The organism is Streptomyces sp. NBC_01537, assembly GCF_045040445.1.
In the GTDB taxonomy this organism is placed as follows: Bacteria; Actinomycetota; Actinomycetes; order Streptomycetales; family Streptomycetaceae; genus Actinacidiphila.
Window position 1 is genome coordinate 5,451,027 of the sequence record NZ_CP109392.1, and the last position, 12,499, is coordinate 5,463,525.

General features: G+C 66.8%; 10 protein-coding genes and 2 pseudogenes. 10 read left to right on the top strand and 2 right to left on the bottom strand.

Going from position 1 to position 12,499, the window contains the following annotated elements; genetic code table 11:
- Positions 1 to 137: 137 nt before the first annotated feature.
- From OG607_RS25205 to OG607_RS25225, 5 genes are all read left to right on the top strand, one after another.
- A complete protein-coding gene (locus tag OG607_RS25205; RefSeq protein WP_405727666.1) occupies positions 138 to 1,316 on the top strand; it encodes an ROK family protein in 1,179 nt (392 codons plus the stop codon).
- Positions 1,317 to 1,393: 77 nt separating this feature from the next.
- Positions 1,394 to 3,166, top strand: coding sequence for an alpha-galactosidase D (locus OG607_RS25210; protein WP_405727669.1), 1,773 nt, complete (start codon positions 1,394 to 1,396; stop codon positions 3,164 to 3,166).
- Positions 3,167 to 3,212: 46 nt separating this feature from the next.
- Positions 3,213 to 5,627 carry a glycosyl hydrolase family 95 catalytic domain-containing protein gene (locus OG607_RS25215; protein WP_405727672.1) on the top strand — a complete coding sequence of 805 codons (2,415 nt, stop codon included), beginning with the start codon at positions 3,213 to 3,215 and terminating at the stop codon, positions 5,625 to 5,627.
- A complete protein-coding gene (locus OG607_RS25220; protein ID WP_405727675.1) occupies positions 5,624 to 6,844 on the top strand; it encodes an SGNH/GDSL hydrolase family protein in 1,221 nt (406 codons plus the stop codon). Before OG607_RS25215 ends, OG607_RS25220 begins: the two co-directional genes overlap by 4 nt.
- Positions 6,845 to 7,180: 336 nt before the next feature.
- Positions 7,181 to 7,453 carry a hypothetical protein gene (locus tag OG607_RS25225; RefSeq protein ID WP_405727678.1) on the top strand — a complete coding sequence of 91 codons (273 nt, stop codon included), beginning with the start codon at positions 7,181 to 7,183 and terminating at the stop codon, positions 7,451 to 7,453.
- Here OG607_RS25225 and OG607_RS25230 read toward each other — a convergent pair.
- Positions 7,384 to 7,558, bottom strand: a pseudogene (locus tag OG607_RS25230) (acyltransferase); the annotation flags it as partial. The gene OG607_RS25225 and the pseudogene OG607_RS25230 overlap by 70 nt on opposite strands.
- 150 nt (positions 7,559 to 7,708) lie before the next feature.
- Here OG607_RS25230 and OG607_RS25235 point away from each other — a divergent pair.
- From OG607_RS25235 to OG607_RS25245, 3 genes are all read left to right on the top strand, one after another.
- A complete protein-coding gene (locus OG607_RS25235; protein WP_405727680.1) occupies positions 7,709 to 8,284 on the top strand; it encodes an RICIN domain-containing protein in 576 nt (191 codons plus the stop codon).
- Positions 8,285 to 8,694: 410 nt separating this feature from the next.
- A complete protein-coding gene (locus tag OG607_RS25240) occupies positions 8,695 to 8,913 on the top strand; it encodes a hypothetical protein (protein ID WP_405727683.1) in 219 nt (72 codons plus the stop codon).
- A 43-nt stretch (positions 8,914 to 8,956) separates the two neighbouring features.
- The gene (locus OG607_RS25245) at positions 8,957 to 9,157 is read left to right on the top strand and encodes an RICIN domain-containing protein (protein WP_405737028.1); all 201 of its coding nucleotides are present in this window, start codon (positions 8,957 to 8,959) and stop codon (positions 9,155 to 9,157) included.
- 96 nt (positions 9,158 to 9,253) lie between these two features.
- Here the strand turns inward: OG607_RS25245 and OG607_RS25250 are convergent, their stop codons facing one another.
- On the bottom strand, positions 9,254 to 10,435 hold the full coding sequence (locus OG607_RS25250; protein WP_405727686.1) for an acyltransferase family protein: 1,182 nt from the start codon (positions 10,433 to 10,435) through the stop codon (positions 9,254 to 9,256).
- Between the two features lie 819 nt (positions 10,436 to 11,254).
- Here OG607_RS25250 and OG607_RS25255 point away from each other — a divergent pair.
- Together OG607_RS25255 and OG607_RS25260 are read left to right on the top strand one after the other, a co-directional pair.
- On the top strand, positions 11,255 to 11,803 hold the full coding sequence (locus OG607_RS25255) for an RICIN domain-containing protein (RefSeq protein WP_405727689.1): 549 nt from the start codon (positions 11,255 to 11,257) through the stop codon (positions 11,801 to 11,803).
- 189 nt (positions 11,804 to 11,992) lie between these two features.
- Positions 11,993 to 12,274: pseudogene (locus OG607_RS25260) on the top strand (SGNH/GDSL hydrolase family protein); the annotation flags it as partial.
- Between the last annotated feature and the right edge of the window lie 225 nt (positions 12,275 to 12,499).

Here is a 12,499-nt window from a genome sequence, read left to right on the forward strand (position 1 = left end):
CGACCTCGACCTCTGATCGGGTGTCAACACCCAGCACCTGTCTGTCTTTCGTAGGTTTCAAGCCTGCCATAGGAGCTCTTCAAGATAATCGTGCTTCTTTCATTGACAGCAGAAAATAAGGGACTTAGGTTCCGGCCATGCGCTCGACCAGTCGAACCGAGGCCTTCCCTGCCCACACGCCGGCCGCTTCGCAGATCTTCACCACCGTGCTGTCCCACGGCCCGCTCACGCGGTCGGAGATAGCGCGGCGGACCCGGCTGTCCGCCGCGGCGGTCACCAAAGCGGTCCGGCCCCTGATTGAGGCGGGCTACCTCCTGGAGGACATCGGCGAGGACGCGCGGCAGCCGTCCCTCGGCAGGCCCGCCAACCCGGTGCTGGTCGACGGCGGGCGGGCGCTGTTCATCGGGATCAAGATGACGGGCGACGAACTCATCGCCGTACTGACGGACTTGCGCTGCCGCATCAGGGTCGCCCGGCATGTACCACTTACCGCACGCGACCCCAAGGCGGTGCTGGCCTCGACCGCGGGGCTGGTGCAGGAGTTGCTGACGGAGGCCGACGGATTCGGGGTGCGGGTCCAGGGGCTGGGCATCGCGGTCTCCGGCGACGTGGACCCGGCGGCAGGCGTGGTGCGCTACTCACCCTTCCTCGAATGGCGTGACGTGCCGCTCGCCGAACTGGCCCGTATGACGACCGGGCTGCCTGTCACCGTCGACAACGACGTCCGGGCACTGACCGTCGCCGAGCAGTGGTTCGGCGCCGGAGTCGGTCTGTCCGACTTCGCCGTGGTGACCGTCGGCGCCGGCATCGGCTGCGGTCTCGTGGTGCACGGGCAGGTCGTGTCGGGAGCGCACGGCGTGGCCGGCGAGATCGGGCACGTCCCCATCGACCCGGCCGGCCCCCTCTGCCACTGCGGCAACCGGGGCTGTGTGGAGGCGATCGCCGCGGACTCGGCGATCGTCAGCAGGGTCCGGGAGGTGACCGGCGTACCGGTCGCCGATGCCGCGCAGGCCCTGGACCTGGCCCATGGCGGTGATCCCGGAGCCCGGGAGGTGTACGCGCGGGCGGGGGAGGCGATCGGCCGCGGCATCGCGACCGTGGCCAATCTGCTCGGCCCCGAGCGGGTGATCATCTCCGGCGAGGGACTGGCGGCCTACGACCTCTTCGCCGAGCAGATCCGCGGCACCTTCGCCCAGGCCGCATTCGGATCGGCCGCGCGGTGCGACGTGCAGATCCGCCCCCTGCCCTTCGAGGAGTGGGCGCGCGGGGCCGCGGCCACCGCCATCCAGTCCTTCATCCGGGCGGACGAGTGCTGACTCCTCTGGCCGCTCGCCCTCATCGAGACCGGCGACAAGCGCCCGTCACCTGAACCCACTCCCAGGAGGCACGACCCATGCGGTCATCCTCGTACCTCGCCATAAGATCCCTGCTCGTCCTCGCCCTCACCGCGGGTGTCGCGACGGCCGTCCCGCCGGCTCAGGCGGACACGCCTACCGCACCCGCCGCCAAGCCGTACATGGGCTGGTCGAGTTGGAGCATGCAGTCGTCGAAGTACCCGGGCCTCAACCCGGAGGGCGACTACAGCTACCTCACCGAGGCGAACGTCCTGAAGCAGACGGACGCCCTCGCCGCCAAGCTCAAGCAGTACGGCTACGAGTACGTCAACATCGATGCCGGCTGGTGGATGGACAAGGACTGGAAGTCCGGGTTCGACCAGTACGGCCGGCAGACGCCCGACCCGGTCCGGTTCCCCCACGGCATGAAGTCGGTCGCCGACCACATCCACGCCAAGGGCCTCAAGGCCGGCATCTACCTGCCCGTCGGCCTGGAGAAGGGGGCCTACGGCGAGGGCAAGGCGCCGATCTGGAACGCCGAGGGCTGCACCACGGCCGACATCGTCTACCCGGACCTGCGCACCACCAACGGCTGGGACAGCGCGTACAAGATCGACTTTGCCAACCCCTGCGCGCAGAAGTACATCGACTCCCAGGCCCAGCAGTTCGCCGACTGGGGCTACGACTTCCTGAAGCTGGACGGCGTGGGCCCCGGCTCCTTCAAGAGCGGCGACCAGTACGACAACGTCGCCGACGTCGCCGCCTGGCAACAGGCCATCGCCACCGCCGGGCGTCCGGTCCACCTCGAACTCTCCTGGTCGCTCGACATCGGCCACGCCGCCGACTGGAAGAAGTACTCCAACGGCTGGCGCATCGACACCGACGTCGAGTGCTACTGCAACACCCTTGTCAGCTGGGAGAACTCGGTCGACGACCGGTGGGACGACGCCCCGGCGTGGAGCAGGAAGGCAGGCCCCGGCGGCTGGAACGACCTCGACGCCATCGACGTCGGCAACGGAGAGATGGACGGCCTCACCAAGGCCGAGCGGCAGAGCTACCTGACCCTGTGGGCCATCAGCAAGTCGCCCCTGTTCACCGGTGACGACCTCACCAGGCTGGACAGTTACGGCGTCTCCCTGCTCACCAACAAGGAAGTCATCGCCGTCGACCAGAGTGCTTCGCCCGTCGCCCGTCCGGTCACCCCGGTCGGCGACCAGCAGGTCTGGGGCACCGAGAACGCCGACGGCAGCTATACCGTCGCCCTGTTCAACCTCGGCGACTCGCCGGCCTCCGTCACCGCCGACTGGGCTTCCTTCGGCTTCACCGGCAACGCCTCCGTGCGTGACCTGTGGAACAAGGCGAACCTCGGGACCTACAAGAACAAGATCACCGCGGCGCTGCCGGCACACGGCTCGCGGCTGTTCACGATTGTGCCCGGCGGCAGCACCCTGGCGACCACGAGTTACGAGGCCGAGGACGCGGCCAACACCCTGTCGGGCAACGCCTCCGTCGCCGGCTGCGACGCCTGCTCCGGCGGCAAGAAGGTCGGCAACCTCTACTCCGGCGGCAAGCTGCGGTTCAACGACATCACGGTGAAGAAGGACGGGATCTACACCGTCAAGGTCGCCTACGTCAGCGGTGACCCGCGCTCGGTGACGGTCTCCTCCAACAGCGGCAACGGCAGCAGCCAGAAGTTCCCCTCCACGGGCGACTGGAGCACGGCCGAGACCGTCAGCGTCCAGCTGGCGCTGAAGGCGGGCTCCAACACCATCACCTTCGACAGCGGCAGCGGATACGCCCCCGACATCGACAGGATCGTCGTTCCGGCCTGAGCCGCTTTGCACGAGCCGTTCCCCCTTGGATTGGGAGTGCACAACCGTGGACATCCAGAACGACAACAGACCCAGCCGAAGAGGCTTCCTCGCCCTCGCCGCCGCAGCCGGCGCGGCAGGCGCGGCCACCGCGCTCTGCGGCCTGCCCGCCTTCACCGCCTCGGCGGCCCCCCTGCGCCCCACCGAGTCGCCCATGCTGTCCGCGGCCGACGCCGCGAAGAACCAGCTGTGGTGGCAGGCTCCCGGCTCCTCCGACTCGATGATCGAGCAGGGGCTGCCGGTCGGCAATGGGCGCCTCGGGGCGCTCGCGAGCAATGACCCCTCCAGCGAACTTCTGATGATCACCGACGCCACCATGTGGACCGGCGGCCGCAACGACAAGCTGCAGAGCGACGGCCAGTTCCCCTACGGCCGCGACGACTACGGTTCCCTGACCCTGCTGGCCAAGCTCACGGTCGCCATCCCCGACCACGACCTGGGCAACGTCAACAACTACCGCCGCACCCTCGACCTGGCCCAGGGTCTGGTCGGCACCTCGTACGACATCTCCGGTGTGACCTACCGGCGGCAGATCTTCGCCAGCCGCCCCGACGACGCCATCGTCCTGTACTTCTCCCAGCAGGGCGGCGGCACCTACACCGGCACCGTCTCCCTCGACTGCACCCACGGCGAGTCCACCACCGCCAACAGCTCCGGGCGCTACGCGTCGTTCGGAGCCTCCCTCGCCAACGGCCTGAAGTACGGCGCCGCCGTCACCGCCCACAGCAGCACCGGCAGGGTCGAGGTCGACCGTACGTCGATCACCTTCAGCGGCTGCAAGACCCTCACGGTTGTCGTCAGCGGCGGCACCGACTACGCGCCCGACGGGGCCGCGGGGTTCCGCGATCCGTCCGTGGACCCGGAGCGCCTGGCCAGGACCAAAGTCCTCAACGCGGCCGGCCACTCGGCGAGCACCCTGCTGCACACCCATGTCGCGGACTTCCGCGCCGTGTTCGGGCGACTGGACATCAACCTCGGCGAGTCGTCCGCCGCGCAGCGCGAGCTGGACACCTGGGAGCGGCTGCAGGCGCGCTACCGGGACGACGTTCCCGACCCGGAACTCGAGGCCGCCTACCTGCAGTTCGGCCGCTATCTGATGATCTCCGGATCGCGGGGCAGCCTGCCGATGGGCCTCCAGGGCCCGTGGCTCGACGGCAACGACCCGGACTGGATGGCCGACATCCACACCGACATCAACATCCAGATGAACTACTGGATGGCCGACCGGGCCGGTCTGTCCGACTGCTTCGACGCCTTGACGGACTACTGCCTCTCGCAGCTGCTCTCCTGGACGGACGTCACCCAGCGGCTGTTCAACGACCCCGCCAACAGATACCGCAACTCCAGCGGCAGGATCGCCGGCTGGACCGTGGCCATCTCCACCAACCCCTACGGCGGAGGCGGCTGGTGGTGGCACCCGGCCGGCAACGCCTGGCTCTGCCAGAGTCTGTTCGAGCACTACGAGTACACCCAGGACCGCGCTTACCTCAAGAAGATCTACCCCCTCATCAAGGGCGCCGTGGAGTTCTGGGAGGCCCGTCTCATCACCACGACCGTCACCGACGCCTCCGGGGACAAGCGCGAGGTCCTGATCGCCGACAGCGACTGGTCGCCCGAGCACGGCCCGCTCGACGCCAAGGGCATCACCTATGCCCAGGAACTGGTGTGGAGCCTCTTCGAGAACTTCCACACCGCGACGGGGTTGCTCGGCAGGGACGCCGCGTACAGAAAGACCATCGACGGTCTGCGCGAGCGCCTGTACCTGCCCGTGGTCAGCCCCAGGACCGGCTGGCTGGAGGAGTGGATGTCGCCCGACAACCTCGGCGAGACCACGCACCGGCACCTGTCCCCGCTCATCAACCTGTTCCCCGGCGACCGGATCCGTCCGGACGAATCGACGCCGAAGGACATCCTGGACGGCGCGACGGCGCTCCTCACCGCGCGCGGCATGACCAGTTTCGGCTGGGCCCAAGCCTGGCGCGCCCTGTGCTGGGCGAGGCTGAAGGACGCGGAGAAGGCGTACCGGCTCGTCGTCAACAACCTGAATCCGTCTGTCGACGGCACCAACGGCAGCGCGATGAACCTCTTCGACATCTACGAGGTCGAGACGGGCCGCGGCATCTTCCAGATCGACGCGAACTGCGGTACCCCCGCGGCGATCATCGAGATGCTGATCTACTCGCGGCCCGGACACGTCGAACTGCTGCCCGCGCTGCCCGCCGCCTGGGCGGCGTCCGGCTCGGTGTCCGGCGTAGGCGTCCGAGGCGGCTTCGTCGCCGACATCGGCTGGAAGAACGGCAAGGTCACCCGGGCGACGCTGAAGAGCGTCGGCGGCCGCGACACGACCGTCGTCGCGGGCGGCGCTTCGCGGAAGATCAGCCTCAGGCCCGGCGAGTCCGTCACGCTGAGGAACCTCGGATGAGCGCCGCCTCGTACCGGCCCCGCGCGGCGGGCGTCGTCGCGGCGCTGGTCATGGCGATCTGCGGGCCCCTGACCGCCTCATCGGCCGCACAGGTACAGGCCCCGGCGGGCACGGGAACGCACTCCGTGGTCACCTGGGGCGCCAGTGCCGACCGGCAGGGCGCCGGCCCCGCCGATCGCAGCTACCGGTTGATCGTGCGCACCAGCGTGGGCGGCACGAACATGCGTATCCGGCTGTCCAACGCCTTCGGCGACCACCCGGTGACCTTCGCGAGCGCGTACGCCGGGCTGCGCAAGCAGGGTGCGGAGCTGGTCTCGGGCTCCAACCGGCGGCTGTCGTTCGCAGGTGCCGCGTCCATCACCGTCCCGGCCGGCGAGACCGTGCTCAGCGATCGGCTGCCCGGGAAGCTGGCCGCCCAGAGCGATCTGGTCATCAGCCTGTACGTGACGGGCGCCCAGGGACCGACGACGGGTCACGGCATGGCCATGCAGACCAACTACGCGACCGCGGGCGACCACGCCGCCGAGGAGGGCGCGGCCAACTGGACCGATCCGATGGGGTCCTGGTACTGGCTGGACGCCGTCGATGTGGAGACCTCCACGGCGATCGGCTCGCTGGTGGCCCTCGGCGACTCCATCACCGACGGCTGGCAGTCGAGCACCGACCTGAACCGCCGCTGGCCCGACTACCTCTCCCGCCGGCTCCAGGGGGCGGACACCCCCGTCAAGGGCGTCGCGAACGAGGGAATCTCCGCGAACAAGGTGCTCGCGGACGGCGCCGGGCAGAGCGCGCTGAACCGTCTCCAGCGCGATGTGCTCTCCCATCCCGGGGTGCGCACGGTGTTCCTCTTCGAGGGCGTCAACGACGTCAAGGCGCACTCCGGTGTCACGGCCCAGGACATGATCAACGGCTACCGGGAGATCATCGAGCGGGCACACGCGGCGGGCAAGTGCGTCGTCGGCTCCACCATCGGTCCCTTCAAGGGCTGGTACGAGTGGGACGCGGCAGCGGAGTCCGTACGCCTTGAGGTCAACCGGTTCATCCGGGACAGCGGTGAGTTGGACGCGGTCACCGACTTCGACCGGATCCTGCGCAGCCCCTACGACCACGAGAGGATCTCTCCGTTCTTCGACAACGGCGATCACCTGCACCCCAACGACAAGGGGATGCAGGCGATGGCCGACGCGGTCGGCATCGGCAGCCTGACCTCGTGCTGAGACCGGGCTCCGCGGGGCGCAACGGAAGGGACGGGCCCGGTGGCTGCGCGGCCGTCGGCATCATCCGCTCGGCACCCTGACTGCGCACCGCTACCCGCCGGACGATCAGGGGGTGGCCGATCCCAGGATTGGATGGCGCTGTCGATTTCCAGCCGCAGTTGCCCGTCCAGCGTTCGGTCGCCGCTCGTGTCAGCCTGCGTGGTGTCCTGGACGAGCGCCAACAGGTCGATGAGCAGCGCCATCGCCTGATCCAGCGGGGTCTGCGCGGTGCCGTCGCCAGGCAGAACCGGCCCAGCCGCTGCCTCCTTCAAGCACGCTTCAGCCGCCGGAGCAGCGGTGGCCGGACCCGTTGATGAGGTCACCGCTGGCTTCTACGGCCTCTACTTCGAGCATGTCGGCACGCTCACCAGCGCCTACCTGCGGGCCCGCGACGCCGATCCGAAATCCTCCTACGGCGATTTTGCCGCTGTCTCCCACCCGGTCGACACCGAGCTCGCCGAGCTGCTGAACCGCGTGCTCTGTGACGGCATCATCGCCCCCGGCTTGTCCAGCTGCCACCGGCCGACTGTGCCGTCGGTCACCGCCAGGAGCACCGGATGCATCAGGTAGACCGAATAACTGATCGTGCCCAGTCCGGCGCGGTATCCGCCAGCGTCGAAACACCAGTCCGATACCGAAGGTGAGCCCGGCCAATAGGAATGCCGCATTCCAACCATGCCCGGGTTCATCGCGCGGCACGCGCGACATGTACTTGTCAAGAAACCGCTTTCGGTCGGAATGATCGAACGGTGTAGCGAACTTTCCGTCGAGCCTGATTGAGTACTCAATGTGACACCAGATGCACCAGACGTGAGGAGACGCAACATGCGCACAGCCCGCACCACGAAGGTCGTCGTAGCGGTTCTGGCCGGGGCGCTGATGGGGCTGGCCGGTTCGACAGGGGCTCACGCTCAGTCGCAGCAGAGCTATGACTCGACCGCGTTATCGTTGTCGAGCATCGAGGCCGCGGCCGCCACCAGTTACGGGCTTGAGAACTATAAGTCCGGGAAGTATCTGCAGCCCTCAGGCGGGAGCACCGCCAACGGTGCCAAGATCGTCCAGGAGACCGGAAACGCCAATCTGGCTGCTCAGCACTGGATCCCCGTCGGGGACGGCACCTTTTTCAGCCTCGAGAACCTCAACTCGGGCTTGAATCTCGGCATCGACGGCGCCAGCAAGTCGGCTGGCGCGGCGGCCATCCAGGCGACTGGATCCGGCGACCTCAATCAAGACTGGCTGCAGGTTTCGAGTTCGATCACAAATTATTTCTCAATGAAGAATCGCAACAGCGGTCTATGCCTGGGCATTTCTGGCGCAAGCACTGCGAACGGTGCGCAGGCCGCTCAATTCGCCTGTGACGGGTCGGCCAACCAACTCTGGGCACTTCACGCCACTTCGTGACCGAGCGGTCGTCGAGGCTTCTGGCCCGCATCCCCTGTCGGGCGCGATCCGGACGTTTGGGCTAACCTGCACGATTCAGTCCTGAGAATCTGCCGTCACAACGCCCCGGACCTTGATCGGTCAGGGGCGTTGTGGCTTGCTGCCAGGTGCGCCCCACGTTCGACAGTAGCGCGAGCAGATAGGCGCGGGCATTTGCCCGGGGCTAAACCGGCGCGCGATCCGAGCCATCGTACCTTCACTGGCCGTTTGTGCCTTGTGTTTGATCTGTCATCCTGGCCGGAGCGATACGCACCGGCACTGGGCCGGCGGAGCGTGTCCCGATAGGGGCCTTGGCCTCGAAGGCACCGTCACAGTTCTGACCGCTCCATTGACCGGCGCTGACTATCGGTACGTCGTCGAGCAGGAGCACCGTGACCACTCTCGGCATGCCTGCTGTCTTTCCTGCTGTCCACACTGTTGGGACCGCAGCCGAGCCGCGCGTGGTGGTGCTCGGCGTCGATACCCACAAGGACGTGCACGTCGCCGCCGTCCTTGACCACCTTGGCAGGCTGCTGAGCAGGGGGGAGTTCCCGGCCACCACGGCCGGCTACTGCCAGCTTCTCGAATGGGCACGCCATACCCAGGGTTAGCCCTGGCATCGATGGCGCCAGCACGTCGGCTGGTGCGGTAGCCATCACGGCAACGGGGTCCAGCGCCACCAATCAGGACTGGACGCTGGACTACAGCGCCTACAGCGGGAGCTACTTCGCGCTGAAGAATCGCAAGAGCGGCCTGTGCCTGGGCATCTCAGGTGCCAGTACCGCAAGCGGCGCACAGGCCGCCCAGTTCACCTGCGACGGATCGGCCAACCAAGGCTGGGCCTTGGTCAACTGACCGAAGGATCTGCCGCCAGGACGCCCCGGACCGTGCCGTCCGGGGCGTCCTGTGTGCTCCAGGCAGGAACTTGGTACGCCTGCGCGCGGACCCTGGTTAAGGCGGCTGAATGCGGCGTGCCAGCTTCCGGCTCCAGGTCTGCCCCGGAACTTCGATGTAACGGTAGGTCAGCACGCACAGCGGCAGCAGCACGGCATAGAACGCGACTTCGAGCACGATATTGTCCCGCCGCCACCGCCCGATCGTGCCGTCGGTCACCGCCAGGAGCACCGGATGTATCAGGTAGACCGAATAACTGATCGTGCCCAGTCCGGTCAGCCAGCGCGGTATCTGCCGGCGGCGAAACACCAGTCCGATAGCGAAGGTGAGCACGGCCAGCAGGAATGCCACAATCCAACCACGCCGTGTGAAGTGGGACGACTCGTCGCCGTACCAGTACGCACTCCCCACGGCGCAGGTGACCACCCCGATGGCTGTGTAACCTGCGCATCGCCAGGTGCTCTGCCCGCGCTCCGCTCGGTAGACCGCGGTGCCGAGGAACATTACGGCGAGGATCACGAGGCCCTCCCACATGGGGACCGTGCCGTTGAACGCAACCAGGATGAGCGCCAGCCCCCCGCCCAGCACCCCCCCGAATACGCGAAGCGAAGGTGACCCGGCGCTCGCACAGCAGATGGCGACGACCATCGCGATCGAGGCCAACGCGACCAGCAGGCCGGTGCCGACCGCTCCCGAGAGGGCGGAGACCGGCAGCGTGACCCCTGTCGCCACGCTCAAGGCGGCGATGACGGCCAGGGTAGAGGCGACCGCTGCCGACCGCTGGTGCAGGCCGACCGTGAAGAGAGCAACAACCAACAGATAGAAAGCCATCTCATACGAGAGCGTCCACAGGACAAGGAGGAGATTGGGCGTTCCCAGCAACTCCTGGAGCAAAGTGACATGGGCGACGGCCACCGTGGCAACGTCATGCCCACCGAAGTCAGCGCGAATTTCCGCGATGCCCACCAGGTGGAGAGTGAGAACCGCGGCGACGGCAGCCGCCCATAGCGGGTAGATACGGAACACCCGCCCGATCCAAAAGGTCCGGACGCAGCCCCGGCGTTCAAGCGATGCGGGGATGATGTAGCCGCTCACGAGGAAGAACACTATGATGCCGTACCGGCTCGTATTGAATTCCGGCATCAGTACCTTCCGGAACTCCGCCATGAATGCATACGATGAGTGGTCGAACACCACGACGAGGGCCGCGATGCCGCGCAACGCGTCTAACCAGCCCAACCGCGACGGACCACTTGGCGCTCCGGCTGGCAATAGTTGTCGCTGTGCAGCGGGTAGCCGCTCCAGCGGCGGACGGACGGGTAGCGGGGGTTCCATACCCATCCTCACGTGCCTTCCCTCGTTGATGTTCAACTGCACGCCGATCGTTCGGTTTGTCTCGCCAGCTCAACGCTCCAGGGCGGTGCCCGATCTGCGCCCAGACCGTGCCCAAGGCCGCCCGCGCACGTCTTGCTCGCGCTGGTGCAACATCCGACCCCAGACCCTGAGCAAGAAGGCCCAGCGGCACATCCGTCCCACAGCGGTTGTGCCCACCCGACCATGCGGGGCAAGGTCTGTCCAGGCCAACAACTCTGTCCAATAGCCGGTCGTAGCGCTGTGTGGTGATCGTTGGAGGAGGATACGGTGGCGGAGCAGGGCGAACCCGGCTCGGCCGTGCATCTGCCTCGTGATCCTCTTGATTCGCGTGTTGACCCCCTCGGTGTGGCCGTTGTGGTGGGAGATGAATGAGGCCGCGTTGCGGGGCTCGCCGACGCTGAGCGGCAAGTCCAATTCCATCGCTCGCCCAAGTCCTGCGAAGAAAACTGCGTTCGACACGCCGTCCGGTCTCGCTGATGAAACGACGGGCTAAAGGTTGTTCCTGAAACTGAGTCAGCTCGATATGCGACGATCGGTCCGCGTCGAAGGCTCGGTAATCATGGTAGGCAGGCCCTGTCAAGTAAGCACTTTCGGCCTAAGTGTTCAAACGCTCTAGCGAACCTTCCGTCCTGGCTGATTGAGTGCTCCCGGCAACGACGAGCAACCCATACAGGGGGAAATGTCATGCGCACAACACACACCAAGCATGCTCTAGCGGCAGCTCTTGCCGGGGTGCTGATGGCTGTGGTCAGTCCGGCGATCGCTCACGCCCGGTCTACGCAGAGCAGCGACCCGACGACGCAGTCCATCCAGGCCGAAGCCTGGTGGATCAAGAATTACAAGTCCGGAAAGGTCCTGGACGCCTTGAGCTCTGCCAACGGCGCCAAGGTTGTCCAGCTGACCAAAGCCACCAACGTCGGTCTGCAAAATTGGTTCACTATCTTGGACGAGCCCTACTGGAGCTTCGAGAATTTCGAATCAGGGTTAAACCTAGGCATCGACGGTGCCAGCACCTCGGTCGGCGCGGCAGCTATCACGGCAACTGGGTCCAGCAACAGCAATCAGGACTGGACCGAGGATTTCAGCGACTACAGCGGGGACTACTTCGCGCTGAAGAATCGCAAGAGCGGCCTGTGCCTGGGCGTCTCAAACGCCAGTACCCTCGACGGCGCACAGATTCTCCAGTTCACCTGCGACGGAACGGCCAACCAGGGCTGGATACTGACCCACTGACCGAGCCGGCCGTCGAGGGCTACGGCCCGCGTCGACTGCCGCGTGCGGTCCCGATTCTCGGGCTAGCCTGAGCAGTTTCCCCCGTCAGTATCTCCGTCAGGACGCCCCGGACCGTATCGGTCCGGGGCGTCGTGCGTTCTAGGCCGGAATCTGGCGGGCTTGCGCACGGGCCCTCGTCGCGGCTGGCCGAACGCGGCGGGCAAGTGCGTCGTCGGCTCCACCATCGCCCCCTTCAAGGGCTGGTACGAGTGGGACGCGGCAGCGGAGCCCGTACGCCTTGAGGTCAACCGGTTCATCCGGGACAACGGCGAGTTGGACGCGGTCACCGACTTCGACCGGATCCTGCGCAGCCCCTACGACCACGAAAGGATCTCTCCGTTCTTCGACAACGGCGATCACCTGCACCCCAACGACAAGGGCATGCAGGCGATGGCCGACGCGGTCGGCATCGAGAGCCTGACCTCGTGCTGAGACCGGGCTCCGGGAGACGCGTCACGCGGGCTCACGGGGCCCATGGAACCCCTGTTCTCCTCCCTGCGGCACGCTCGACGGCGTGGCCGGCGTCCTCTTCACCATGGGCCTGGTCTTCATCACGTCGAGGAAAGGAGTGAACACGCCGGGGTACACGGAGGTGCCGACGGATTCCTGTGACGGATGAACCAGAGCCGGTGCTCGTAGGTAGCGTCATGCGGGTGG